The 26,686-nt window shown below is 55.4% G+C and carries 24 protein-coding genes and 1 other RNA gene; 7 read left to right on the top strand and 18 right to left on the bottom strand.

The features are described from left to right. Positions 1-971: tRNA-modifying protein YgfZ (gene ygfZ, locus H7A81_RS08665; RefSeq protein ID WP_182057257.1), on the top strand; the 971-nt coding region annotated here is incomplete at its 5' end. Positions 972-1,104: 133 nt separating this feature from the next. Here the strand turns inward: ygfZ and H7A81_RS08660 are convergent. From H7A81_RS08660 to H7A81_RS08620, 9 genes are all read right to left on the bottom strand, one after another. Continuing rightward, positions 1,105-1,758, bottom strand: a complete 654-nt coding sequence (locus tag H7A81_RS08660) for a hemolysin III family protein (protein WP_034823189.1) — start codon at positions 1,756-1,758, stop codon at positions 1,105-1,107. A 177-nt stretch (positions 1,759-1,935) separates the two neighbouring features. Then, complete coding sequence (locus tag H7A81_RS08655) at positions 1,936-2,679, bottom strand: SDR family oxidoreductase (protein ID WP_160868297.1); 744 nt, start codon at positions 2,677-2,679, stop codon at positions 1,936-1,938. A 186-nt stretch (positions 2,680-2,865) separates the two neighbouring features. After that, positions 2,866-5,739 (bottom strand): aminomethyl-transferring glycine dehydrogenase, encoded by a 2,874-nt coding sequence (gene gcvP, locus H7A81_RS08650; protein WP_182057256.1) that lies wholly within the window; start codon positions 5,737-5,739, stop codon positions 2,866-2,868. A gap of 99 nt (positions 5,740-5,838) precedes the next feature. Further along, positions 5,839-6,225: a glycine cleavage system protein GcvH gene (gene gcvH / locus H7A81_RS08645; protein ID WP_034823193.1), complete on the bottom strand. Its 387-nt coding sequence runs from the start codon at positions 6,223-6,225 to the stop codon at positions 5,839-5,841. 19 nt (positions 6,226-6,244) lie between these two features. Further along, positions 6,245-7,342, bottom strand: a complete 1,098-nt coding sequence (gene gcvT, locus H7A81_RS08640; protein WP_182057255.1) for a glycine cleavage system aminomethyltransferase GcvT — start codon at positions 7,340-7,342, stop codon at positions 6,245-6,247. A 532-nt stretch (positions 7,343-7,874) separates the two neighbouring features. Beyond that, a complete protein-coding gene (gene ubiI, locus H7A81_RS08635; RefSeq protein ID WP_160833073.1) occupies positions 7,875-9,077 on the bottom strand; it encodes an FAD-dependent 2-octaprenylphenol hydroxylase in 1,203 nt (400 codons plus the stop codon). A gap of 20 nt (positions 9,078-9,097) precedes the next feature. After that, positions 9,098-10,276, bottom strand: a complete 1,179-nt coding sequence (ubiH, locus tag H7A81_RS08630; protein ID WP_182057254.1) for a 2-octaprenyl-6-methoxyphenyl hydroxylase — start codon at positions 10,274-10,276, stop codon at positions 9,098-9,100. Then, complete coding sequence (pepP, locus tag H7A81_RS08625) at positions 10,273-11,595, bottom strand: Xaa-Pro aminopeptidase (protein WP_182057253.1); 1,323 nt, start codon at positions 11,593-11,595, stop codon at positions 10,273-10,275. The genes ubiH and pepP overlap by 4 nt, the downstream gene beginning before the upstream one ends. Before the next feature lie 48 nt (positions 11,596-11,643). Beyond that, positions 11,644-12,225, bottom strand: coding sequence for a YecA family protein (locus H7A81_RS08620; RefSeq protein ID WP_034823202.1), 582 nt, complete (start codon positions 12,223-12,225; stop codon positions 11,644-11,646). A gap of 170 nt (positions 12,226-12,395) precedes the next feature. On the opposite strand from H7A81_RS08620, the gene zapA reads away from it, so the two are divergent. The 3 genes from zapA to H7A81_RS08605 all read left to right on the top strand — a co-directional run bounded on the left by zapA (position 12,396) and on the right by H7A81_RS08605 (position 13,743). Next, the gene (gene zapA, locus H7A81_RS08615; protein WP_034823204.1) at positions 12,396-12,725 is read left to right on the top strand and encodes a cell division protein ZapA; all 330 of its coding nucleotides are present in this window, start codon (positions 12,396-12,398) and stop codon (positions 12,723-12,725) included. Positions 12,726-12,764: 39 nt separating this feature from the next. After that, a non-coding RNA gene (gene ssrS / locus H7A81_RS08610) (6S RNA) lies at positions 12,765-12,948 on the top strand. Positions 12,949-13,137: 189 nt separating this feature from the next. After that, on the top strand, positions 13,138-13,743 hold the full coding sequence (locus tag H7A81_RS08605) for a 5-formyltetrahydrofolate cyclo-ligase (RefSeq protein ID WP_097118032.1): 606 nt from the start codon (positions 13,138-13,140) through the stop codon (positions 13,741-13,743). 74 nt (positions 13,744-13,817) lie between these two features. Here the strand turns inward: H7A81_RS08605 and serA are convergent, their stop codons facing one another. The 3 genes from serA to rpiA all read right to left on the bottom strand — a co-directional run bounded on the left by serA (position 13,818) and on the right by rpiA (position 16,006). Then, the gene (serA, locus tag H7A81_RS08600; protein ID WP_182057252.1) at positions 13,818-15,056 is read right to left on the bottom strand and encodes a phosphoglycerate dehydrogenase; all 1,239 of its coding nucleotides are present in this window, start codon (positions 15,054-15,056) and stop codon (positions 13,818-13,820) included. 13 nt (positions 15,057-15,069) lie between these two features. After that, entirely contained in the window at positions 15,070-15,264 is a 195-nt protein-coding gene (locus H7A81_RS08595; RefSeq protein ID WP_155287966.1) for a hypothetical protein, read from the bottom strand. An 82-nt stretch (positions 15,265-15,346) separates the two neighbouring features. Beyond that, positions 15,347-16,006: a ribose-5-phosphate isomerase RpiA gene (rpiA, locus tag H7A81_RS08590; RefSeq protein ID WP_058961895.1), complete on the bottom strand. Its 660-nt coding sequence runs from the start codon at positions 16,004-16,006 to the stop codon at positions 15,347-15,349. Positions 16,007-16,187: 181 nt separating this feature from the next. Between rpiA and H7A81_RS08585 the strand changes: the two genes are divergently transcribed. Next, positions 16,188-17,093, top strand: coding sequence for a LysR family transcriptional regulator ArgP (locus tag H7A81_RS08585; protein WP_034823211.1), 906 nt, complete (start codon positions 16,188-16,190; stop codon positions 17,091-17,093). Positions 17,094-17,199: 106 nt separating this feature from the next. Here H7A81_RS08585 and H7A81_RS08580 read toward each other — a convergent pair whose 3' ends face one another. Beyond that, a complete protein-coding gene (locus H7A81_RS08580) occupies positions 17,200-17,931 on the bottom strand; it encodes an oxidative stress defense protein (protein WP_045814671.1) in 732 nt (243 codons plus the stop codon). A gap of 218 nt (positions 17,932-18,149) precedes the next feature. Here H7A81_RS08580 and H7A81_RS08575 point away from each other — a divergent pair, with 218 nt between their 5' ends. Continuing rightward, positions 18,150-19,457, top strand: coding sequence for an MFS transporter (locus H7A81_RS08575; RefSeq protein ID WP_182057251.1), 1,308 nt, complete (start codon positions 18,150-18,152; stop codon positions 19,455-19,457). Here the strand turns inward: H7A81_RS08575 and H7A81_RS08570 are convergent. Next, the gene (locus H7A81_RS08570; RefSeq protein ID WP_034823215.1) at positions 19,444-20,142 is read right to left on the bottom strand and encodes a global regulatory protein; all 699 of its coding nucleotides are present in this window, start codon (positions 20,140-20,142) and stop codon (positions 19,444-19,446) included. The genes H7A81_RS08575 and H7A81_RS08570 overlap by 14 nt on opposite strands. A 59-nt stretch (positions 20,143-20,201) precedes the next feature. Between H7A81_RS08570 and H7A81_RS08565 the strand changes: the two genes are divergently transcribed. Then, positions 20,202-22,478 carry an FAD-dependent oxidoreductase gene (locus tag H7A81_RS08565; RefSeq protein ID WP_370529943.1) on the top strand — a complete coding sequence of 759 codons (2,277 nt, stop codon included), beginning with the start codon at positions 20,202-20,204 and terminating at the stop codon, positions 22,476-22,478. Here the strand turns inward: H7A81_RS08565 and argO are convergent. The 4 genes from argO to pgk all read right to left on the bottom strand — a co-directional run bounded on the left by argO (position 22,457) and on the right by pgk (position 26,655). Beyond that, positions 22,457-23,080, bottom strand: coding sequence for an arginine exporter ArgO (gene argO, locus H7A81_RS08560; protein WP_160833069.1), 624 nt, complete (start codon positions 23,078-23,080; stop codon positions 22,457-22,459). The genes H7A81_RS08565 and argO overlap by 22 nt on opposite strands. A 171-nt stretch (positions 23,081-23,251) precedes the next feature. Continuing rightward, positions 23,252-24,121, bottom strand: a complete 870-nt coding sequence (gene mscS / locus H7A81_RS08555; protein WP_182057249.1) for a small-conductance mechanosensitive channel MscS — start codon at positions 24,119-24,121, stop codon at positions 23,252-23,254. Positions 24,122-24,309: 188 nt separating this feature from the next. Beyond that, the gene (gene fbaA / locus H7A81_RS08550; RefSeq protein ID WP_034823221.1) at positions 24,310-25,389 is read right to left on the bottom strand and encodes a class II fructose-bisphosphate aldolase; all 1,080 of its coding nucleotides are present in this window, start codon (positions 25,387-25,389) and stop codon (positions 24,310-24,312) included. Positions 25,390-25,491: 102 nt separating this feature from the next. After that, positions 25,492-26,655, bottom strand: a complete 1,164-nt coding sequence (gene pgk, locus H7A81_RS08545; RefSeq protein WP_182057248.1) for a phosphoglycerate kinase — start codon at positions 26,653-26,655, stop codon at positions 25,492-25,494. Between the last annotated feature and the right edge of the window lie 31 nt (positions 26,656-26,686).

Below are 26,686 nucleotides of genomic sequence, written 5' to 3'. Positions count from 1 at the left end.
CCCTTCCGCCACGCCAGCCTGCTGCGGCCTCACGCCTGCCATTAACCCTGATCTCCCTCGACGAGTGGGCGCTGGTGTCGGTGCAGGGCAAAGACAGTACGTCATATCTGCAAGGCCAGGTCACTTTAGATGTTGCTGCAATGGACGCCACCCAGCATCGTCCGGCAGCCCATTGTGATGCCAAAGGTAAAATGTGGAGTAACCTGCGTCTGTTTCATCGCGGCGAAGGTTACGCCTACATCGTCCGCCGCAATCTGCGTGAGCAGCAACTTAACGAACTGAAGAAATATGCGGTGTTCGCCAAAGTCACCATCGCTGCCGATGATGATGCAGTGCTGCTGGGTGTGGCCGGTTTTCAGGCACGCACGGCACTGGCTGATGTGTTTGCCACCCTGCCGGATGCAGAAACACAGGTGGTACAACAAGGCGAGAGCACGCTGCTGTGGTTTGAACACCCCGCCGAACGTTTCCTGCTGGTGACCACGCTGGCTCAGGCAGAAACGTTGAAAGAGAAGTTAGCCGGTGCTGCACAGTTCAATGACAGCACGCAGTGGCTGGCGCTGGATATTGAAGCGGGCATTCCGGTGATTGAAACCGCCACCAGCGCGCAGTTGATTCCGCAGGCAACCAACCTGCAGGCGCTGGATGCGATTAGCTTTAAGAAAGGCTGTTACACCGGTCAGGAGATGGTGGCGCGAGCTAAATTCCGCGGGGCCAACAAGCGTGCGCTTTACTGGCTGGCGGGCAGCGCCAGCAAAGTACCGCAGGCTGACGGATCGATGGAGCTGCAAATGGGCGACAAATGGCGTCGTACCGGCACCGTATTGAGCAGTGTGCAGCTGGATGACGGTAGCGTGTGGGTGCAGGTGGTGATGAACAACGACCTGGAGCCGGACAGTGTGCTGCGCGTGGAAGGTGATGAAGGCGGGAAACTGACGATTCAGCCACTGCCGTATTCATTGGTCGATTGATTTGCATTCCAGGTGCGCATGAATGCGCACCTTAAGTAACCCCGCATGTTTCCCCGTAAGGTCGCCATTTATGGCGACTTTGTCGAAAGTTACACCCGGTGGTGGCACTTTTTATATCAACCGCTCAGTAAGCTCAGGCGACATAAAAATAGATCGCGCAGAAGTGCAACACGCTGCCACCCAGCACAAAGCCGTGCCAGATAGCGTGGTTGTAAGGAATACGCCGCGAGACATAGAAAATCACCCCTAGCGAGTAGACAATCCCACCCGCAGCCAGCAGCCATACGCCACCGGCTGACAGCCTGGTCGCCAGCTGATAAATCACCACCAGCGACAGCCAGCCCATGCTGAGATAAGTGATCAGTGACAGTACTTTGAAACGGTGCGCAATGGTCAGTTTGAAGATGATGCCTGCCAGCGCCAGACTCCAGATCACCACCATCAACCCTTGCGCCAGCGGTGATTTCAGTCCCACCAGCAGGAAAGGGGTATAAGTGCCCGCGATCAGTAAATAGATGGCGCAGTGGTCAAATTTCTTCAGCCAATATTTCGCTTTCTGATGTGGAATGGCGTGATAGAGCGTTGAGGCGAGGAACAGCAAAATCATGCTGCCGCCATACAGGCTGTAGCTGGTAATCGCGATGGTGTCGGCTCGCATTTCAACCGCTTGTGTTAGCAGCAACACCAATCCAACAATGCCGAATATGCAGCCAATTCCGTGGCTAATGCTGTTGGCGATCTCTTCGGCTAGCGAGTAGCCCTGAGCAAGTATACGATTCTGTGCCATGCGCTAACATCCTGGAAAGAGGGTTAAGAACTGTGTTTTTTATCAACATCAGGGTAACCGGGAAAAATTTCAGAGTACACATGTACGCTAAAATAATTCTATGACAGGCGTGTGACAAATGGCCGATGGCAGCGCCGTTGATCACGCTGCCTTACAGTCGGATAGTCAATCAGAAGATTAGCGGCCACCTGCCGCATCAATAAAGGTGCCGGTGACGTAAGAAGCGGCATCGCTTGCCAGCCAGATAATCGCGGCGGCGATCTCTTCAGCCTGCCCCCCGCGCTGCATTGGCAGTGAGCTGGCAACACGATCAACTCTGCCTGGTTCCCCCCCATCCGCGTGCATCTCGGTATAGATTAAGCCCGGCCGCACGCTATTGACGCGAATACCCTGCGCCGCCACTTCCAGTGATAAGCCTTTGGTCAGCGTATCCATGGCCCCTTTTGACGCCGCGTAATCAACATACTCGCCCGGCGCACCGAGACGCGCTGCCGCTGAGGAGACATTGATGATCGAACCGCCCTGACCGCCGTGTGCGGTGCTCATGCGCTTCACCGCTTCACGACAGCAGATAAAGGTGCCCGTAACGTTGGTGGCGAACACGCGCTGAATACGTTCAGCATCGAGATCTTCTACGCGGCACTGCGTAAACAAAATCCCGGCATTATTGACCAGCACGCGCAGGTTGCCTGGCTGCTGATCAAGCTGTTGGAACATGCGCACGACCTGAGCTTCATCGGCGATATCCGCCTGCACGGCAAAGGCGCTGCCGCCCTGTGCTTCGATCTCAGTCACGACCTGCTGAGCTTCAGTGGCGCGCTTACGATAGTTAACCGCAACACGATAACCCGCCTGCGCCAGCATCAAGGCTGTTGCGCGTCCAATGCCACGGCTACCGCCGGTGACTAATGCCAAATCCATGTTGCCTCCAAATAGAAAAAGGGCCGATTTCTCGGCCCTTAGATTAGGGATCAAAATGTGTTTAGCCAAAATAATTTGAGTTGCACAAGGCAGCAGGCTCCACCCTTCCCGCAAGCCCATATAAGTCCGTTAGCGAGGTGAATGAGTGCCGCCAATACAACGGCGGCCCTGAGCATAACGGCTAAATTATTGGTATTCGCTCATTGGAACACAGGAGCAGAACACGTTGCGGTCGCCAAACACATCATCCAGGCGCTTAACCGTTGGCCAGTACTTGTTGGCACTGCCAGCCGGGAACACTGCCAGTTCGCGGGTGTACGGATGCGCCCACTCGCCAACGATCTCCATCTGAGTATGAGGTGCATTTACCAGCGGGTTATCGTCAGCGGGCCATTCGCCGTCGGCTACGCGGTCAATCTCCATGCGAATGGAGAGCATCGCATCGATAAAGCGATCCAGCTCGATTTTGCTTTCGGATTCCGTTGGCTCAACCATCAGTGTTCCAGCCACCGGGAAGGACATGGTTGGCGCGTGGAAGCCATAGTCGATCAAGCGTTTGGCAATATCCAGCTCGCTGATGCCGGTCTGCTCTTTCAGCGGACGAATATCGAGAATACATTCGTGCGCCACACGGCCATCGCGACCGGCATACAGAATCGGATAAGCCGATTGCAGACGGCTGGCAATGTAGTTGGCATTCAGAATGGCTACCGAACTCGCCTGCTTCAGACCCTCCGCGCCCATCATGCGGATGTACATCCAACTGATTGGCAGAATCGAGGCACTACCGAATGGTGCGGCAGAGACTGCGCCTTGCTGCGTCAGCACACCATCAATTTGCACCACGCTGTGACCCGGTACAAACGGAGCCAGATGCGCTTTCACGCCGATTGGGCCCATGCCTGGACCGCCACCGCCGTGCGGAATGCAGAAGGTTTTATGCAGGTTAAGGTGCGAGACATCTGCGCCGATGTAACCTGGCGTGGTGATGCCCACCTGGGCGTTCATGTTGGCGCCATCCAGGTAAACCTGACCGCCATACTGATGTACGATCTGGCACACTTCACGAATGGTTTCTTCGTACACGCCGTGGGTTGAAGGATAGGTCACCATGATGCAAGACAGCTTATCGCCAACCTGGGCGGCTTTCTCACGCAGATCGCCGAGGTCGATGTTGCCTTGTTTATCACAGGCCACCACCACCACTGCCATGCCCGCCATCTGTGCGGAAGCCGGGTTAGTACCGTGCGCAGAACTTGGGATCAGGCAGACATTACGTCCACCTTCGTTGCGGCTCTCGTGATAACGACGAATCGCCAGCAGACCAGCATATTCACCCTGCGCACCGGAGTTTGGCTGCATGCAGAGTGCATCGTAACCGGTGAGCTGTACCAGCCACTGTGACAGCTGGCCAATCATCTGCAGATAGCCTGAAGCCTGTTCTGCCGGGCAGAATGGATGCAGCTCGGCGAATTCTGGCCAGGTAATCGGGATCATTTCGGCAGCGGCGTTAAGTTTCATGGTGCACGAACCGAGCGGGATCATCGCCTGGTTCAGCGCCAGATCCTTTTTCTCCAGGCTGTGCATGTAACGCATCATCTCGGTTTCGCTGTGATGACGGTTGAACACCGGATGGGTCAGGAATTCGCTTTCACGTGACATGCCTGCCGGAATAGCGCTGTTTTCCGCGGCTACGCTGGTATCCAGAGCATCAATCTCCTGACCGTGCGCATCACCCAGCAGAATGGCAAACAGCGTCTGCACATCTTCGCGTGAGGTGGTTTCATCCAGCGTGATACCCACGCCGTTGAGCACGTCACTGCGCAGGTTGACGCCAAAGCTCAGCGCGCGATTCAGCACTTCGGCTTTATCGGCGACTTCAACCGTTAAGGTGTCGAACCAGCTGTTATGACGTAGCTTCAGTCCACCGTTTTTCAGGCCAGCGGCCAGAATACTGGTCAGACGATGAATGCGCGAGGCGATGCGCTTCAGGCCCGCCGGACCATGATAAACCGCATACAGGCCGGCGATGTTTGCCAGCAGCACCTGTGACGTACAGATGTTGGAGTTGGCCTTCTCACGACGGATGTGCTGCTCACGGGTCTGCATCGCCATACGCAGTGCAGTGTTGCCAGCAGCATCACGTGAAACACCAATGATACGACCCGGCATTGAACGTTTGTGCTCATCGCGGCTGGCGAAGAACGCAGCGTGTGGACCGCCGTAACCCATCGGCACACCAAAGCGCTGAGCGGAACCGAAAACGATGTCTGCGCCCTGCTTGCCCGGTGCTTCTAACTGCACCAGCGCCATGAAATCGGCGGCCACGCTCACCACCACTTTGCGGCTTTTCAGCTCGGCAATCAGTGCACGGTAGTCATGCACTTCACCGCTGGTGCCCACTTGCTGCAGCAGCACGCCAAACAGGTCGTCGTGATCCAGCGCTTTGCTGGCGCTGTCGATGATCAGTTCAAAACCAAAGGTTTCTGCACGCGTGCGCACCACATCCAGGGTTTGCGGATGGATGTCTTCGGCGATAAAGAATTTACCGGCATTTTTCAGTTTGCTGACGCGCTTCGCCATCGCCATCGCTTCGGCTGCAGCAGTGGCTTCATCGAGCAGTGAAGCAGAGGCGATATCCAGACCGGTTAAGTCCAGCGTCAGGGTCTGGAAGTTCAGCAGCGCTTCAAGGCGGCCCTGCGAAACTTCTGGCTGATACGGGGTGTACGCGGTGTACCAACCCGGGTTTTCCAGCATGTTTCGCAGGATAACCGGTGGGGTGATCACGGCACTGTAGCCCATGCCGATCCAGGATTTGTAGATTTGGTTCTGACTGGCAATGGCTTTCAGCTCTGCCAGCGCTTGCTGTTCGGTCGCGGCATCACCGACCGCAGGCGGGCCTGGCAATTGGATGTCGGCAGGCACGATGGCGCTGATCAGTGATTCCAGAGAGCTGGCACCAATCGCTTCCAGCATGGTGGCCTGCTGCGCGGGTGTAGGACCGATATGGCGCTCAATGAAGGCACCGTTGTGTTCAAGCTGGCTGAGAGTCTGGGTCATTTGCAGTAAATCCTGAATCGGGCTGGGTTACAAAAATGGCATTAAATCAGGCAGATAAAAAAGAAGGCGCTGCAATGCAGCACCTCCGATGACTACCGGTTACTCGTCGATAGCGCCTTTATAGGCATCGGCGTCGAGCATCGAATCAAGTTCTGAAACGTCGCTGGCTTTAATACGGAATAACCAGCCTGCGGCGTACGGTTCGCTGTTGACCAGCTCCGGTGCGTCGGCCAGCTCTTCGTTCACGGCAACGATTTCACCGCTCAGTGGGGCATAGATGTCTGAGGCGGCTTTCACCGACTCCGCGACGGCACAGTCATCACCGGCAGCGAAAGTGGCGCCCACATCAGGCAGATCCACAAACACCATATCGCCCAGCAGTTCCTGCGCGTGTTCGGTGATACCCACGGTGAAGGTGCCATCGGCTTCTTTACGCACCCACTCGTGACTATCGCGGTATTTCAATTCATTAGGCACATTGCTCATCGCCATTTCTCCTGAAAAATTACTGAGCGACCGGCTTGCCGGCGCGAACAAAAATCGGTTTGGTGACTTTCACCGGCATTTCACGATTGCGGATCTCTACAATCGCTTGCTCACCAATGCCCGCTGGCACACGTGCCAGCGCGATGCTGTAACCCAGCGTCGGGGAGAAGGAACCACTGGTAATAATACCCTGCTGTGGCTGACCTTGTTCATCGGTGAAACGCACCGGCAAGCCGTTTCGTAGCACCCCTTTTTCGGTCATGATCAAACCCACCAGCTTTTCAGTGCCATGTTCACGTTGCGCTTCTAGCGCCTCGCGACCGATGAAATCGCGATCGGCAGGTTCCCAGCTCACCGTCCAACCCATATTGGCCGCCAGCGGTGAAACACCTTCATCCATTTCCTGACCGTAGAGATTCATCCCTGCTTCCAGGCGCAGCGTGTCACGCGCACCCAGGCCAGCCGGTTTGACGTCTGCTGCCAGCAGTTTCTGCCAGAAATCGGCCGCTTCACTGTTCGGCATCGCAATTTCATAACCGGCTTCACCGGTATAACCGGTGGTGGCGATGAACAGGCTTTCGCTTTGCACACCAAAGAACGGTTTCATACCTGCCACCGCTTCACGCTGCGCCGCAGTAAACAACGTCTGTGCTTTCTGCTGCGCTTGCGGGCCTTGTACGGCAATCAGCGCCAGGTCGTCACGCTCGGTGAGTTCGACACCAAACGGCTGAGCGTGCTGTTTGATCCACGCCAAATCCTTCTCACGCGTCGCGGAGTTCACCACTAAGCGGAAAAAGTCTTCGGTCATAAAGTAAACAATCAAATCATCAATGACGCCAGCCGAAGCATTCAGCATGCCGGTGTAGAGGGCTTTGCCGGGTTGCGTCAGTTTGGCGACATCGTTGGCCAGCAGATAACGCAGGAATTCACGGGTGCGGACACCGTGCAGATCGACGATGGTCATGTGGGAAACATCAAACATACCGGCATCGTTGCGCACCACATGATGCTCATCCATTTGCGAGCCGTAATGCAGTGGCATCATCCAGCCATGGAAGTCCACCATGCGCGCACCGCATGCCTGATGCTGTTCGAATAGAGGCGTTTGCTGAGTCATAACCATCCTGTGAAAACAAGTGAGTGTGACGCGCCTGCGCCGCCTGTACAGGCTGACGCAAACGTTCTCTTTGTGCTGAAGTTACCACCGAATGCGGCGATTAACCATAAGGAAAACGAGGGCGAAACAGTACCCCCCTTCAGCACGCACCAAACCCACAGCAGCACAATTCACTGCATTTTTGTGATTAACCGCGCATAAAATACAATTAATAACGATAAACACAGCCTGATAATGGAACACACGCCTCAGTACGGGAAATAGGTCCGGCGACCCCGCGACACCTTCATTAGTTAAAGTAATGCGAATTGGCGAGTAAAATTAGAATAAATCAAACGAGGCGCAATTTGAGTGCAGAGGCGCACCAGAGCAGTGCATAGGGTGAAAAAGCTAATTAAATTGCGCTTGTCCAAACACAGCCTGCAACGTCCCAGTGCAGACGTAACTGTCACTTTAGGAGCGGCTTTTGGTATGACGAGACAGTGATTCATGCAAAAAAATGGCGCCTGAATCGGCGCCATTTAAAGAGAATTTAACGAATCCAACTGGGCATATCATTTAGCCCCATGGCCTGCTTCAGCATCATCGGTTTGACGCCCGGCAATGTGTCAGCCAGTTTCAATCCCACATCCCGCAGCAGTTTTTTCGCCGGATGGGTGCCGGCAAACAGCTCACGGAATCCCTGCATACCCGCCAGCATCATTGCTGCACTGTGCTTGCGGCTGCGCTCATAACGACGCAGATACAGGTGCTGTCCGATATCTTTGCCTTCCTGATGCAGGCGACGAATTTCACCGATCAGTTCTGCGGCATCCATGAAGCCAAGATTAACGCCCTGTCCGGCCAGCGGATGAATGGTGTGCGCGGCATCGCCCACCAGTGCCAGTCGGTGCGCGGCAAAGTTACGGGCATAGCGCGCCATCAGTGGGAAGGTTTTGCGCTCGCTTTCAACATGGCACAAGCCGAGGCGCATATCGAAGGCGACCGACAAATGCTGGTTGAATAACGCTTCTGGCATCGACTGCACGCGGGCCGCTTCCTGCGGTGAGAGCGACCAGACGATAGAGCACAGGTGCGGGTCTTGCATGGGCAGGAACGCCAGAATGCCGTCGCCATGGAACACCTGACGCGCAATCGCATCGTGCGGCATATCGGTGCGGATATTGGCGACCAGCGCGTGATGATCGTAATCCCAGAAGGTAATCGGGATATCAGCTTTGTCGCGCAGCCAGGAGTTTGCGCCATCAGCGGCAATCAGCAGGCGCGCACTCATCATGCTGCCGTCCTGCAAAGTGACAAAGGCTTCGTTGTCGCCAAAGGCCACCTGCTGCAACTGCGCAGGGGCAAATAAGGTGATATCGCTGCACTGACTGGCGCGCTGCCACAGTGCGCTGTGAATCACTTCGTTTTCAATAATATGGCCGAGATGGGATAAGCCTTGCTGCTCATCATCAAAGCTGATGGAACCAAAGCTGTCTTGATCCCACACTTCCATGCCGTGATAGGCACTGGCGCGCAACGCCAGGATGCTGGACCAGACATCCAGCTTTTGCAGCAGACGTTCGCTGGCAGCGTTGATCGCCGAGACGCGAATCGATGCGGCGCTCGCTGGATCAAATTGTGGCTCAGGTGCTTTCTCCAGCACGGCAACGCGCAGGCCGCTGCCCTGTAATCCGCAGGCGACGGCCAGACCTACCATACCGCCACCGGCAATAGCCACATCAAAAGTTTGCATTGCTGCCCCTTAATTCATGCTCAACGCTTCACCCAGCCGAGCGTGCGCGCGGCAAGTGGGTTTCGCAGCCATGGCAGATGGTCCATTGCCACCAGCCCAAGATTTCTTCCCGCCACTAAGGGCGCATAACGATTGGCAAACAGCCGCACCAGACCATCGGTCACGCCGATTGTCGCGGCGCGATCCGGTTGACGGCGTGCAGCGAAGTGCTGCAAAACGCCATAGCTGCCAACATCCTGCTGCTGACGATGCGCGCCTGCCAGCGTTTCCGCCAGCGACATCACATCGCGCAGGCCCAGGTTAAAACCCTGGCCCGCAATAGGATGCAGCGTTTGCGCCGCGTTGCCCATCAACGCCAGGCGATGCGCCACCTGACGCTCTGCGGTTTGCAGCCCCAGCGGATACACTTCGCGCTGGCCGGCATGGGTGAAACGCCCTAAGCGCCAGCCAAACGCTTTTTGAAGCTCGTGCAGGAAGGTCGCATCATCCCACTGTTTAACTATCGCTTCTGCCTCGACGGGATGGCACCACACCAGCGACATGCGATTGCCAGACATCGGTAACAGCGCCAGCGGACCGTGCTCGGTGAAGCGTTCAAAAGCACGCCCCTGATGCGGTTGCTGCGTGGTGATGTTGGCGATCACCGCCAGCTGCTGGTAATCGTCCCGCTGCCAGGTGATGCCACAGGACGCCGCGAGTGACGAACGTGAGCCATCGGCAGCCACCAGCAACGCGCCCTCTAACCGCTCGCCGCTGTTGAGGGTCACGGTGACCGACTCTGCTGTGCGCTCCACCGCCGTGACGTAATCCGGACAGCGCAGCGTTACACCTGGCGCACTTTTCAGACGCTGAAACAGGCGCTGGCCCACATCAAACAGCTCAACCACCTGCCCCAGCGCCGGGACCTGGTAATCCTCCGCCTTTAGCTGCACAAAGCCGGTGTGGCCACGGTCGGAGACGTGGATATCCGTGATCGGCGTACCGCAATCTGCGAGCGAGCGCCACACATCGATATCCGCCAGTTGCTGACAGGTGCCCGCCGCTAACGCAATCGCCCGGCCATCAAAGCCAGGATGTTTGCGGCTATCCGGCAGACTGCGCTCGACCAGCGTGACGGGCAGTTGGCCCTGCGTCAGATGCGAAATCGCCAGCGCCAGGGTTGCACCCGTCATGCCGCCGCCTGCAATCAAAATGCTCATGCGTGGCGTGCCGCTGCCATCAAGGCTTCAATCGCATCAGCATCTTTCACGACGCTGTCGGTCAGGTTTTCGTTGCCGTCAGCGGTGATCACGATGTCATCTTCGATACGGATACCGATACCGCGATACTGCGGTGGGACTTTCGCATCCGGCGCAATGTACAGGCCAGGTTCAATGGTCAGCACCATGCCCGGTTCGAGAATGCGGTCACGGCTTGGTGTACCGTAATGGCCGACGTCATGCACATCCAGCCCCAGCCAGTGACTCAAGCCGTGCATGAAGAACGGGCGGTGCGCCTGCTCTTCGAACAGCGTATCGATATTGCCTTCCAGAATACCGAGATCGACCAGACCGGTGATCATGATGTGCACCACTTCGTCATTGACGTCGTGGATGCTGATGCCAGGGCGGAACATCGACAGCGCTTTGTACAGCGAGGCCAGCACGATGTCGTAAATCTCGCGCTGAGGTTGCGTGAATTTGCCATTAACCGGGAAGGTGCGGGTGATGTCCCCGGCATAACCCTGGAATTCACAACCCGCATCAATCAGCACCAAATCACCATCGCGCATTTCACTTTCGTTTTCGGTGTAATGCAGGATGCAGCCGTTCTCACCCGATCCCACAATGGTGTTGTAAGAAGGGAAACGTGCGCCGTGGCGATTGAATTCATGGTGAATTTCGCCTTCGAGCTGATACTCAAACATCCCCGGACGGCAGGCTTGCATCGCACGAGTATGCGCCAGCGCACTGATTTTTCCCGCACGGCGCAGGATTTCAATCTCAGCTTCGCTTTTGAACAGGCGCATATCGTGCACCCACGGACGCCAGTCGGTGACAGTGGCAGGCGCGCTGAGATTCTGACGGAAGCCGCGACGCAGTTTTTCCAACGCGCTGAACACCCGTTGGTCAGCTTCTGCGTACTCACCCTGAGCGTGATACACCACATCAAGCCCGTTGAGCAGCTGATGCAATTGCTCACCGATGTCATCCCACGGTAAAGCGCGGTCAACGCCAAGCTTAGCGGGTGCGGCATCTTGCCCGAGACGGCGGCCAAACCAGATCTCAGCGGTAAGGTCGCGAACACGATTGAACAGCACGCTGTGGTTATGCTTGTCATCACTTTTGATCAGCACTAGCAGCGCCTGCGGTTCATTGAACCCGGTGAAATACCAGAAGTCGCTGTTTTGGCGGAAGTTGTATTCCGTGTCGTTGCTGCGGGTCACTTCAGGTGCAGCGAAAATCAAAGCGGCGCTGCCAGGTGCCATACGGGCAATCAGCGCCTGACGACGTTGCTGGAAAGTATCCAGTGTAATCATGTTTGCACTCCCTGTTGAAACGGGCACCACGCGCCCGCAATCACGCACTTAGTGTAACGTTGGCTTTTGCACTTCCGGCGCAGTTGGTGTGTGCTGACGAGTGAATGTGTCATGGCAAAGCAAGGCCGCCACGCGCACATACTCAATCACTTCTTCCAGCGACTGCTCCAGCTCTTCCTGATCTTCATCTTCGTCGTAACCGAGCTGCGCGATGGTGCGCAAATCATCAATCGCTTCGCCGGTTTCGCCAGTGACTTTATCCAGCTTCGGCTGCGTAACGCCTAAGCCGAGCAGGAAATGATTGACCCAGCCCGCGAGCGCATCCGCGCGATCGAAGACGGTGATATCATCATCTTCCGGCAGCATCAGCTGGAACATGAAACCCTCGTCTTCCAGCGTATTGCTCAGATTTTCATGCAGCGCCTGCAGCGGCTGTGACAGGCTTTGTGAAAACGCCATGCCTTCGTTGGTGAGGTCATGGACCATGGTTTTCCAGCGGGTGTCTTTGTTGCCACCACACAAAATGCCGGACAGCAATCCGTGCATTTCGGCTGGCGTCATGCCCACGCCCTGCTGAGAAAGGGCTGCGGCTAGCGCGTTGTAACCAGGAGTTTCGTTCTGTAAAGACATAGGCTTTGGTCGTCGTTGGCAGAATAAGTTCGTGTTATGCTACCACCAGGTGCCTCAGGGTTTCCAGAAAAGGGGTTGTAACTTATATCGCGGCTCTATATAGTTGCGCACCTCCCAACCCATTGACAGGTAAGGGAGATGCGAACAGAGTAATCAGTCAGGATGGTGGCATGTCTGCACAACCGGTAGATATTCAGATTTTTGGTCGTTCATTGAGAGTAAATTGTCCTCCCGAACAGCAAGATGCGCTGAATCTGGCTGCTGAGGATCTCAATCAACGGTTGCAAGATTTAAAAGTTCGCACTAGAGTCACCAATACAGAGCAACTGGTGTTCATCGCCGCCTTAAATATCTGCCACGAGCTGGCACAGGAAAAAGGCAAGACGCGCGACTATGCAGCAAACATGGAACAACGTATCCGCATGCTGCAGCAGACCATTGAACAAGCATTAGTTGAGCAAGGTCGCATAACTGATCGCCAGGGACCTAAATTCGAATAACACTTCATGGTACTCGTGTTAGAGTGACGGTGAAGTCAATTTTCTCTGAGATGTTTGCAAGCGGGCCAGTCCCCTGAGCCGATATTTCATACCAACAGAATGTGACGCTCCGTAACCTGTGAGCATGCTCGGTCCGTCCGAGAAGCCTGATGGTTGCGACGGCATATTCACCTTGAACCAAGGGTTCAAGGGTTACAGCCTGCGGCGGCATCTCGGAGATCTCCTCTTTCGTCCCCTTCGCCAGAGACTCATGTTTCATCAAGGCGGCAAGCAAATGAATCCCAATCAGCTTAACAAATTGAGTGATTGGGGTGCATGAGCGCAGTTAACCCCCCTGTACCTGAAGTATGACGCGAATCTCCCGCTTCGCATGATATAGTTGGCCAAATAGCCGACTCTGCCGGGGGGCATCATGACCGCACCTTCCCTACTTGATCGCCAGGACATTCGTCAGCATGTGCGCCATCTGCGTCGCAACCTTACGCCTGAACAGCAGGAACAAGCTGCCGATCTGCTCGCCGAGCACGCTATCAACTTTGCGCCTATCGCTAATGCCCAACGCATCGCGCTGTTTTTATCTGTCGATGGCGAAATCAACACCCGCCCGCTGATTGCCAAGCTGTGGCAGCAGAAAAAGCAGGTTTATTTGCCGGTACTGCATCCTTTCGCTCCCGGCCATCTACTGTTCCTGCGTTATACACCTGAGACCTCACTGACCCCGAACAAATTGCGCATCCCGGAACCGCCGCTGGATATCACGCAGATGGCCACACTCGATCAGTTGGATGTGATGCTGGTGCCATTAGTGGCATTTGACCACCAGGGGCAGCGATTGGGCATGGGGGGAGGTTTTTACGATCGCACCCTGCAGCACTGGCAGCAGCATGGCTTTTTACCGATGGGCATTGCGCACGATTGCCAGCGTGTTGAGGCATTGCCAGTCGCGGCATGGGATGTCCCCTTGCCTGCTATTTTGACGCCGTCAAAGCTGTGGCAGTGGGATAGCGCCGAACGATAAAACAAAGGGCGCCAAACGATGTGGCGCCCTGAGCAATCAGCAAGATGAACGGGCACGCATGGTGCCCTGAATCATCAGTACAGCAGACGGGCGCGAATGGTGCCCGGAATCGCTTTCATCAGCTGCAGCGCTTTTTCCGCCACATCTTCTTCTGCATCGATATCGATAACCACATAACCCATTACCGGCGAGGTCTGCAGATACTGAGCGGCGATGTTGATGCCCTGCTCGGCAAAGATCTGGTTAATCGCGGTCAGCACGCCAGGACGGTTCTCATGGATGTGCAGCAGGCGGCTGACGCTAGCAGCGTGCATCGGCAGAGACACTTCCGGGAAGTTAACCGCAGACAGCGTAGAACCGTTGTCAGAGTATTTCGCCAGCTTGCCCGACACTTCCAGGCCGATGTTTTCCTGCGCTTCCTGAGTCGAGCCCCCGATATGTGGCGTCAGGATCACGTTATCAAACTCGCACAGCGGTGAGTTGAACGGATCGCTGTTGGTCGCTGGTTCAACCGGGAAGACGTCGATGGCCGCGCCGGACAGATGCTTATTCGCCAGGGCGTTGCACAGGGCTGGAATATCAATCACGGTGCCGCGTGCGGCGTTGATCAACAGTGCGCCCGGCTTCATCAGCGCCAGCTCTTCAGCGCCAATCATGTTTTGCGTTGAAGCATTTTCTGGTACGTGCAGGCTGACCACGTCGCTCATATTCAGCAAATCGGACAGGTGGCGAACCTGTGTCGCATTACCCAGCGGCAGTTTGGTTTCGATATCGTAGAAGAACACGTGCATGCCCAGGCCTTCTGCCAGTACGCCCAGCTGCATACCGATATGGCCGTAGCCAATGATGCCCAGTTTCTTACCGCGCGCTTCGAACGAGCCGTTAGCCACTTTGTTCCAGATACCACGATGAGCTTTGGCGTTCGCTTCAGGGATCCCGCGCAGCATCAGCAGCATTTCACCAATCACCAGCTCAGCCACTGAACGGGTGTTAGAGAATGGCGCATTGAAGACCGGCACACCGCGTTTTGCGGCCGCATTCAGGTCAACCTGGTTAGTACCGATACAGAAACAGCCCACTGCGACCAGCTTCTCAGCCGCCGCAAAGATCTCTTCAGTCAGTTGGGTACGGGAACGGATACCAATGAAGTGCGCATCGCGGATGGAGGACTTCAGCGACTCCGCATCCAGTGCCCCTATGTGGAATTCGATGTTGGTGTAACCCGCAGCACGCAGATTATCCAGTGCACTCTGGTGAACGCCTTCCACCAGCAGGAACTTAATCTTGTCTTTTTCCAGTGATACCTTTGCCATTTCCCGACCCTATTCAGAATTCAACGAGGACTACCATAAGGTAGCCTTCTGCCAAAATATCAAAAATTTCGAGCGCGGCAATACAAACGATTGCCTGACCGCCAGCACGCGCCCACGTTGAGGCAGCACAAAGCCGTACAAAATCGTGGGATGCGAGTGCGCCGAAGTACGAACCTGCTGTTGATGAATCTTTTGTGACATAAGTCACCAAATTTCACCCCAGCAAGAAAAGATGTTTTGCAGATGGAAATAACCGGCGCAGCACTCGCGCCGGTGAGTACGCTATCAGATCAATAAGTGATGGTTTTCACACCCTCTGCCGTGCCGATCAACGCCACATCAGCACCACGCGCAGCAAACAAGCCCACGGTGACCACGCCCGGCAGTGCATTGATGGTTTTTTCCAATGCAATCGGGTCGAGAATACGCAGATTATGCACGTCGAGAATAATGTTGCCGTTGTCGGTCACCACGTTCTGACGATACTCCGGCTGGCCCCCCAGCTTCACCAGTTCACGCGCGACAAATGCACGCGCCATCGGAATCACTTCCACCGGCAGCGGGAAGTTACCCAGGATATCCACCTCTTTGGAGGCATCTGCAATGCAGATGAACTTCTTCGCCACCGCTGCGACAATTTTCTCACGCGTCAGCGCTGCGCCGCCGCCTTTGATCATCTGCATCTGTGGATTGATTTCGTCCGCGCCGTCAACGTACACCGACAGCTCATCCACATTATTCAAATCAAAAACCGGAATCCCCAGGGCTTTGAGTTTTTCCGTCGAGGCTTCCGAACTGGAGACCGCGCCTTCAATTTGATCTTTCATGGTGCCGAGCGCATCAATAAAATGCGCCGCTGTTGAACCGGTGCCAACGCCAACAATGGTGCCGGGTTGCACGTATTGCAGTGCTGCCCAACCAACCGCTTTTTTCAGTTCATCCTGGGTCATGGTATGTTTAAAACCTGTGCGACATCGAAGTGCGCGTAGTATAAAACAAGGCGTCGTGAAAATGCGCGGCTGTTAACGCATCGATTTAAGCCTTTGGAAGCCAGCCCGCAAAAATCCGCCGCAGCACAATATGACAGTTTTGTGGCATAGTACTTTCCATCCTGAACGAGAGAGAACAACAATGAAACGCCCGGATTATCGAACGCTTCAGGCGCTGGATGCTGTGATTCGCGAGCGCGGTTTTGAGCGTGCGGCCCAAAAACTCTGCATCACGCAGTCTGCGGTGTCACAGCGCATTAAACAGCTGGAAAATTTATTTGGTCAGCCGCTGCTGGTGCGTACCGTGCCGCCGCGTCCGACCGAACAAGGACAAAAACTGCTGGCACTGTTACATCAAGTCGAGTTGCTGGAAGAAGAGTGGCTGGGTGATGACAACGGCGGCACCACGCCATTGCTGCTGTCACTGGCGGTCAACGCCGACAGTCTGGCGACCTGGCTGCTTCCTGCGCTGAAAGATGTGCTGGCCGATTCACCGGTGCGCCTGAATCTGCAGGTCGAAGATGAAACCCGCACTCAGGAACGCCTGCGTCGTGGTGAAGTGGTTGGTGCTGTCAGTATTCAACCGCAGCCGCTGCCAAGCTGTCTGGTGGATCAATTGGGTGCACTGGATTATCTGTTCTGCGCCTCGCCAGATTTTGCTGCGCGCTACTTCCCGAATGGCGTCACGCGTTCGGCTTTGTTGAAAGCCCCTGCGGTGGCGTTTGACCATCTCGATGATATGCATCAGGCGTTTTTACAGCAGAACTTTGATCTGTCCCCGGGTAGCGTACCGTGCCACATCGTTAACTCGTCGGAAGCCTTCGTGCAGCTGGCGCGTCAGGGTTCGGTGTGCTGTATGATTCCGCACTTACAGATTGAGCGTGAACTGGCACAAGGGGATTTGGTGGATTTGACGCCGGGTCTTTATCAGCGTCGCATGCTTTACTGGCACCGATTTGCGCCAGAGAGCCGCTTAATGCGCAGCGTGACGGATGCGTTAATCGCGCACGGTCATCGCGTATTGCGTCAGGATACGGCGACAGCCTAATCCCAATTACCGATGAGCATAGCGGCGCAGTTTATCGCATGAATGGACAACAGTATTGCTGCCGTTCAGCGCCATAAATCACGCCGCTATGATTCAACACATCAGATTACTGAGCTGTATTCGGCTTAATCTCGAACACGACATCGACCTGATCGTCAAAGTGAATGCTCTGCTGCTCATAGGTCTGCTGCGCGGTGGTATCCGCAGGGGCAGCAGCCGCTTTGTACATGCGCGCCATTGGCATTGGCTGATAGTTCGCCACGTGATAGCGGATGCTGTATACCGGGCCTAATTTCGCATTAAAGCCTTCTGCCAGCGCACCGGCCTGCTGAGTGGCGTTAGCAATCGCCGCTTTGCGTGCCTGATCTTTATAGGCATCGGCATTCGCTACACCCAGCTCTACTGAACGGATTTCATTCAGGCCGGATTTCAGCGCGCCGTCCAGCAACTCATTCAGTTTATCCAGCTGACGCAAGGTCACCTGCACCTGACGCACCGCACGATAACCTTTCAGTACGGACTTCCCTTCTTTGGTGTAGTCATACTCGGGTTGCGTGCTCAGGTTTGCCGCATCAATATCTTTCTTTTCGATACCGTTCTTTTGCAGGAAATCGAAATATTGCGCCACGCGGTCATCAGCTTGTTTTTTCGCATCTGCCGCATCTTTCGAAGAAACATTCACCACGATGGAGAGTGTCGCGATATCCGGACGGGCATCAACGCTTGCCTGACCTGAGGTCACGACATGCGGGCCATTCGGGACTTCACCCGCTTGTACCATCGCTGACATTACGCCCGTGCTCATTACGGCGGCCAGCGCCAGTGCTTTCAGTTTCACGAAAGTCCTCCTTGAAGGTTCAATTTACAGGTCGCCACTATGGCTAAACCTAAAACACATTACTATGCGTGATGGTCTGAGTTTGAAATCACCAAAAAGTTCGGATAACGACGGCATTAACGTATCCGCGATCGCAAAACCAGGTAAACGGATTCGCGGAAATTTTGCCTTAGTGTTTCTATTAAAGAAACAATTCTAGCCTTATGGGGAGTTGTGGTATGACAGAGCAGCCAATTAACCAAAGCGCCATTGCTGTCCGCGCCGGACGGACGCGATTCCTGATGCTGGGTCTGGTGTTTATCAACATCATCATCAACTACATGGATCGTACCAATCTCTCTGTGGCCGCCACGCAAATGGCCGGTGAACTGCGCTTTACGCCAATGGAGATGGGGTTGATCTTCTCAGCATTTGGCTGGATCTATGCGGCGCTGCAGATCCCCGGAGGTTTTCTGATTGATCGTCTCGGCGCGCGACTGGTGTATGGCGTAGGACTGTTTGCCTGGTCATTGATCACCGCTCTGCACGCGCTCGCCAACAGCTTCGGTACGCTGTTTGGCCTGCGCCTGGGCGTTGGTGCTTTTGAAGCGCCGGTGATGCCTTCGAATAACCGCGTAATATCCAGTTGGTTCCCGGAACAGGAGCGTGCCAGCGCCATCGGCATTTACTCCTCGGCCCAGTTCGTTGGACTCGCCTGCATGACGCCACTTCTGTTTCACGTGCAGGATGCCTTTGGCTGGCGCGGACTGTTTCTGATCACCGGTGTGGCCGGGATGATCTGGGCGCTGGTGTGGTATCTGCTTTACCGTGAGCCACATGAGCATAAAGGCGTGTCAGAAGCCGAATTAAACTACCTGCGCAGCAACGGTGCCTTACTCGAGAGCCGTCAGCACACGCTGCAGCCGAAGGCCCGCTGGGCCGATCTGGCACAAATGTTCCGCAGCCGCAAACTGGTGGGTATCTATATCGGCCAGTTCACCATCTCCGCCACCTTTTGGTTCTTCCTCACCTGGTTCCCGACCTATCTGGTGGAGTATCGCCATATGGGCTTCATTAAAAGCGGCTATGTGGCTTCCGTTCCCTACTTCGCCGCTTTCTGTGGCGTACTGCTGGCAGGTTTCGCTTCGGATCGCATGATACGGAGAGGCGTGTCGCCCAGCGTGGCGCGTAAATTGCCGGTGATCCTTGGCCTGTTCCTGACGCTGTTTATTCTTGGCGCCAATTACACCGACGACGCCACGCTCATCGTGCTGTTTATGTCGCTGGCGTTTTTTGGCAACGGCCTCGCGACCATCACCTGGGTGTTTGTCACCGCACTGGCACCTCGCCATCTGATTGGCTTAGCGGGCGGCGTATTCAATTTCACCGGCGCGCTTTCCGCTATTGTGGTGCCGATTACCATTGGCGCGTTGATCGATGGCGACAATTTCGCGCCAGCACTCGGCTTTATTGCCGTGCTGGCCGCGATAGGCATTTGCAGCTATCTGTTCGTGGTCGGGAAAATCGAGCATGTCAGCGCGCACTGATCAGCACTTGCGCCAGCGACTGCAACTGCGTCACCCGCTGCTGCAGATGCGCATCGTCTGCCTGCCAGATTTTGGCAAACGCCAGCGCTGCGCGGTTGTTATTGATTGGCTGCGCCATGCTGATTTCGCCGTCATCACGGTGCCAGATCAAGTGGTTTGCATCACGCTTGCGCGCCAGCAACGGCGCCATCTGCGCCCACTGTTCGTCGGTAAATCGTGGACGCAACTGCTCATCACTCTCTGTCGCCAGCAGCGACACACCAATCACCGACTGCCACGCTGGCAGCATGCGGAAACCGGCCAGTGCCTGACTGGCGCTAGTGCGCTCGCCCGGTTCGGAGTGCCAGATGTAAATCACCTGGTCCTCCCACAACACGCCCAGCGCCACCACGATGTCGCGCGGCGCGTGTGCTTCCAGTTGCGGCAGCGCCTGGGCAAACAGCGAGGAGCCGCGAATCGCCTGCGCCGCCAGCGCATGAATCCCCGGGCCGGGCAAATAGCGGCGATGTTCGTCCTGAATCGTCAGGCCAATCGAGGCCATGGTCATCAGCAGGCGGTTAACGCGTGTGCTGTTCATGTCCATCTGTCGCGCCAGTTCACGGCAGCCCACGGCTTTATCGCTGGAAACCAAATACTGCAAGCAGCGAATCCCATCAATCAGGCTTTGGTTGGGTTGAGAAGACATAGTTCACCCTGTGGCGCTCAAAACACCAATCTTAGCTTCAGCATGACAGGAAGCAAATGATGCAGACTTTCTCTTCGCAAAATGCGCGCCACTTCCCAGAGCAAAAATTACAGGCCGATCTGTTGGTGGCGGGCGGTGGGCTCGCGGGCGTGTGTGCCGCACTGGCCGCCGCGCGTGACGGATTACAGGTGGTGTTGGTTCAGGATCGCCCGGTTCTGGGTGGCAACGCATCGAGTGAAGTGCGCTTGTGGGCCAACGGGGCGACATCGCATATGGGCAACAACAACCGCTGGGCGCGCGAAGGCGGCATCATGGGCGAGATCATGGAGGAGAACCTGTGGCGCAACAAAGAGGGCAATCCGGTGCTGTTCGATATGGTGCTGCTGGATTTGGTGCAGTCGCAGCCCGGATTAACCCTGTTGCTCAATACCGTGGTCACCGATATCGAGAAATCAGACCGTCATTTGCAATCGGTGCAGGCCTTCAACGCCATCAATCAGACCCGCTACCACGTTAAGGCCAGCCAGTTTATTGATGCCAGCGGCGATGGCGTGCTGGGATATCTGGCGGGCGCAGCGCATCGCGTGGGTGCGGAAAGCGTTGAAGAGTTTGGCGAAAAGATGGCGCCAGGCGAACATTTTGGCCACAAACTCGGCCACTCAATCTACTTCTACACCAAACGTACTTCGCAGCCGGTTCGCTTTGTCCCGCCCTCTTTTGCGCTTAAAGAGATTACCGCCATTCCGCGTTACAAACGCCTGACCTCCGATCTTAACGGCTGTGATTTGTGGTGGCTGGAATGGGGCGGACGGCTCGATACGGTGCACGAAAGCGAAACCATCAAATGGGAGCTGTGGAAAATTGTTTGGGGCGTTTGGGATTACATTAAAAACTCCGGCGAGTTCCCGGATGCCGATAACCTGACCATTGAGTGGGTAGGATTAATTCCCGGCAAACGCGAGAGTCGTCGCTTCCTTGGCGACACCCTGCTCTGCCAGCAGGACATCATCGAACAGCGCGATCACTACGACGCCGTCGCCTACGGCGGCTGGTCGATTGACCTGCATCCGGCCGATGGCGTCTACAGCGAACACGATGGCTGTCGCCAGTTTCACAGCAAAGGCACCTATACCATTCCATTCCGTGCGCTATACAGTCAGTCGCTGGATAATCTGCTGCTCACCGGTCGCTTAATTTCAGCCACCCACGTGGCCTTTGGCAGCGCGCGCGTGATGTGCACCTGCGGCGTACTGGGTGAAGTGGTGGGACGTGCGGCGGCAATCTGTCAGCAGCAGCAACTCACGCCAGCACAGTTAGCCCAGCCTGCTCACGTAACGCAACTGCAGCAACGCCTGCTGCGCGAAGGGGCATACATCCCACGCCAGCAGCTTGCGAACCCGGTCAGCGATGCGCAGATCGAGGTCAGTAGCACTCTGCAACTCAGCGCCCTGCCCGCCGATGGCGGTTGGCAGTCGTTGCAATCGCGCTGTGCGTTGCTGCTGCCACTGAAAGCCGGTGAGCGCTTACCGGCAATATCCGTGCAGCTTCGTGCCAAACAGACGCAGAAACTGCAGGTTTCGCTGCTCACCAGTGACAATCCGGCCAACACCTGCGGCGATCAGTACATCGCCAACCAGACAATCACGGTTAACGACCAGGGCAGCTACCGCCTGAGTTTTGATTACCGGGCGGATGTCGATCGCTATTTGTTTATCGCCTTCGAAGAGCAGCCAGAGATTGAAGTGGCACTTACCCGCCAGCGCTTGCCAGGCGTGATGATGGTGTTCAACAGCCTCAATCCGCGCGTTGCCAAACGCACAAGGCAGATCAATGACGGCGATTACGGCGTGGACGAGTTTGATTTCTGGCTGCCGCGCCGTGCGCCAAATCAGGTGCTGCTGGCGTTCGCACTGGAGACGCCGCTAAAACTCTGGCATCGCGATTATTTACTCAACGGCAAATTGCGTCCGGAACAGCACACCAACTGTTGGGTGCCAGCACTGGATGATGCTCAGCCGACGGTCACCTGGCGATGGGAACTACAGCAACACGCACGCCAAATCACCCTGCTGTTTGATAACGACTTCGACCATGCGATGGAGACGGTGCAGATGGGTCATGCACAGGCAGTGACGCCGCACTGCACCACACATTACCGGTTATGGCTGGATGAGATGTTACTGGTGGAAGTGAAGGACAATCATCACTCGCTATGCCATCACGTCGTGCCGCAGGATGTCAGTTTCCGGCAGATACGCTTAGAGCTGATTGCCAGTGCGGGCGCGCTGCCCGCACTGTACGGTTTACATCTGCATCAGAACGCGGCAATGCCCTGACGCGCTAACTGGATGGCGATAAACCACATCACACCGCCCACCAGCAGATTGATGATGCGCTGGGCGCGCACTGTGCGCAGACGCGGTGACAGCCATGCGGCTAACAGCGCCAGACCAAAGAACCAGATAATCGATGCGCTCACTGTGCCCAACGCGAACCACTGGCGCGCGGCGGTAGAAGGCAACTGACTGCCCAGGCTACCGAGCACCACGAAAGTATCGAGATAGACATGCGGGTTGAGCCAGGTCACCGCGACGATGGTGGCAATAATGCGCCAGCGGCCTTGCTTCATCACCGCATCATCGGCCAGCGTCACATCACCCTGCCATGCGCTGCGCAGTGCGCCCCAGCCGTACCACAGCAGAAACGCCACGCCTGCCCAGGTAATCAGCATCAGCATAATGGGGGATTGATTTAGCAGCGCACTGCCGCCGAAGATGCCGCCGCAAATCAGCACGATATCGCTCAGGGTGCACAATCCTGCAGTCATCAAATGGTAGTGGCGTTTAATGCCCTGGTTCATCACGAATGCGTTTTGCGGGCCCAATGGCAGAATGAGTGCAGCCCCAAGAGCAAGCCCTTGTAAATAAACAGATAACACGTTGATAGTCCTGAATAACGAGGTAATGCGATGCAGTATAGTGACGCGAGGATATTAGTGGAAATTGAAAGATTTAATCAGGCATTAGAGAAAATAATAAGGTCGCCATAAATGACGACCTTAATATGATGTTGTGCAGTTTACCGTTCAAAGCACAACGCTACTGAGTGATTACTCGGCTTGTGCAGCCTGCTGCTCACTTTTCACCTGGTGTAGATGCACATCCATCTGCGGATACGGAATGCCAATACCCTTCGCGTCCAGTGCACGTTTGAAGTTTTTCAGCAGATCCCAGTACACGTTTTGCAGGTCACCGCTTTTGCTCCAGCAGCGCACCACAAAGTTCAGTGAAGAGGCGGCCAGTTCGTTCAGACCGATCTGAATCCCCATGTCTTTCAGCACACGCTCATCGGCTTCGACGACTTCACGTAACAGCTCGATCACCTGATCAACGTCCGCATCATAGGCCACACCGATAATAAATTCGTTACGACGAATCGGCTCACGCGAGAAGTTAACGATGTTGGCGGCGATGATTTTACCGTTCGGGATCACCACGATTTTGCCATCCACGGTTTTCAGCGTGGTAGAGAAAATCTGCACGTTTTGCACGGTACCCATCACGCCCAAATCAACGAACTCACCGGTTTTGAACGGACGGAAGGTCACCAACAGCACACCCGCTGCGAGGTTGGACAGAGAGCCTTGCAGTGCCAGGCCGACGGCCAAACCGGCGGCACCCAGTACGGCAATCACCGAGGCGGTTTGCACGCCCACGCGACCCAGCGCCGCGATCAAGGTGAAAGCGATAATGCCGTAGCGCACCAGGGCAGAGAGGAAGTCTGCAACGGTAGCGTCGATGTGACGCGCCTGCAACACGCGATTGATCGTATTTGAAACGATACGCGCAATGAACATACCAATAATGATGGTGATGATCGCCGCAACGATATTCACCGCATAGCTCAGGATCAGTGCCTGATTGCGTACCAGCCAGCCGCCGGCACTGTTAATGCTATCGACGACATTTAAGTCTTCCATTTGTTAGCCCTGTTGTTGAGTTTCCCGCAGGAAAATGCAAAAACGGCCAGATTAGCTCCGGCACTCCCGTGTACAAGGGTAAACAAAAATGGCATGAAGCGCCAAAGATGGGCTGAATTTACTCACTATTCCGAATCGAATGCATAAAAAAAGGCCCTTTCGGGCCTTTTTTGTACTGTAAGGAAAAATTACAGCACGTCGACAGCGTTCAGCTCTTTGAAAGCCTGCTCTAAACGCACAACCATTGAAGCCTGTGCAGAGCGCAGCCATACGCGTGGATCGTAGTATTTCTTGTTCGGGCTATCCACGCCATTTGGGTTACCCAACTGGCCTTGCAGATAGTCTTCGTTCTTTTTGTAGTACTGCAGGATGCCGTCCCAGGTCGCCCATTGGGTATCGGTATCGATGTTCATTTTGATTACGCCGTAACCAATTGACTCTTCGATTTCTGCAGCAGAAGAACCTGAACCACCGTGGAACACGAAATCCAGCGCGTTGTGCGGCAGATTGTGTTTCTTGGTCACGTATTCCTGAGAATCACGCAGGATGGTTGGAGTCAGTTTCACGTTGCCTGGCTTGTACACGCCGTGCACGTTACCGAATGAAGCGGCGATGGTGAAACGCGGGCTGATTTTGCTCAGCTCGGTGTACGCGTAATCAACGTCTTCTGGCTGGGTGTACAGGGCAGAAGCGTCCATGTGGCTGTTGTCCACGCCGTCTTCTTCGCCACCGGTGCAACCCAGTTCGATTTCCAGAGTCATGTCGATTTTCGCCATGCGCGCCAGATACTTACTAGAGATCTCGATGTTTTCTTCCAGTGATTCTTCTGACAGATCGATCATGTGAGAAGAGAACAGCGGCTTACCGGTTTTCTTGAAGTGCTCTTCACCGGCATCCAGCAGACCATCGATCCATGGCAGCAGTTTCTTAGCACAGTGGTCGGTGTGCAGAATCACTGGCACGCCATACTGTTCAGCCATCAGGTGCACATGGTGCGCACCGGCGATAGCGCCGAAGATTGCTGCACCCTGTGGCTTGTCGGTTTTGAAACCTTTACCGGCGATGAAGGCAGCACCACCATTGGAGAACTGAACGATGACCGGCGCTTTAACTTTGGCCGCAGCTTCCAGTACCGCGTTGATGGAGTCCGTGCCGACGCAGTTAACTGCTGGCAGAGCGAATTTGTTTTCTTTCGCTACTTGGAAAACTTTCTGAACGTCATCACCAGTGACAACGCCGGGTTTTACGAAATCAAAAATTTTAGACATGGTTGTGTCCTGTTTCGTTACCGTTCATCCCACAAAGGGACGTCGATTTTTTGCCCAGGATGGGCAAGCCTTCAGACGGCGCCGAAGCGCCGCCCCCAAAAATTACTGCTTAGCGCGCTCTTCCAGCATCGCTACAGCGGGCAGTTTTTTGCCTTCCACGAACTCGAGGAATGCGCCACCGCCTGTAGAGATGTAGGAGATCTTGTCTTCGATACCGAACAGATCAATCGCTGCCAGGGTATCGCCGCCGCCCGCAACAGAGAACGCGTCGCTGTCTGCAATCGCGTTCGCCACGATTTCGGTGCCTTTGCGGAAGTTCGGGAATTCAAACACGCCAACCGGACCGTTCCACAGGATGGTTTTTGCCTCTTTCAGCAGTTTTGCCATCGCCTGTGCGGTTTCGTCACCGAAGTCCATAATCTCTTCGTTATCCGCCACTTCGGAAACCTTTTTCACGGTTGCCGGAGCAGTTTCAGAGAATTCCGTTCCGACGCGAGAGTCGGTTGGAACCGGAATGCCGTGCTCGTCACGCAGCTTTTTCGCCGCTTCAACGAAGTCTGGCTCGTACAGTGATTTACCGACCTTGTTGTCGATAGCCACGAAGGTGTTAGCGATGCCGCCGCCGACAATCACGGTATCCGCGATTTTCACCAGAGACTGCAGCACGTCGAATTTGGTCGATACTTTAGAACCACCCACAACCGCCACCAGCGGACGCTGTGGGTTGCTCATGACTTTACCCAGCGCTTCCAGCTCAGCAGAGAGCAGAGGGCCAGCACAAGCGATAGGGGCGAACTTGCCCACACCGTGGGTTGAAGCCTGCGCACGGTGTGCAGTACCGAAGGCATCCATCACGAACACGTCGCACAGGGCGGCATATTTCTTCGACAGCGTCTCTTCGTCTTTCTTCTCGCCTTTGTTAAAGCGCACGTTTTCCAGAACCACCAGCTCACCCGCGCCGACTTCAACGCCGTCGAGGTAGTCTTTCGCCAGGGTAACGGTGGTGCCGTTCAGTTTGTCTTTCAGGTAGTTAACAACCGGCAGGAGCGAGAACTCTTCGTTGTATTCACCTTCGGTCGGACGACCCAGGTGAGAGGTAACCATCACTTTCGCGCCCTGTTTCAACGCCGCTTCGATGGTAGGCAGAGAAGCACGGATACGTGCATCTGACGTCACTTTCCCTTCTTTCACTGGTACGTTGAGATCGGCACGGATCAGAACGCGTTTGCCAGCAAGATCCAGATCGGTCATCTTAATTACAGACATGGTGAACCCTCTCGTTGATTCTCATAAGTTT

Origin of the sequence: Pantoea sp. ME81 (assembly GCF_903970985.1) — a bacterium.
Lineage (GTDB): Bacteria > Pseudomonadota > Gammaproteobacteria > Enterobacterales > Enterobacteriaceae > Pantoea > Pantoea communis.
Note: the sequence above shows the minus strand (reverse complement) of the source record. Positions and strands in the feature narration are given on the sequence as shown.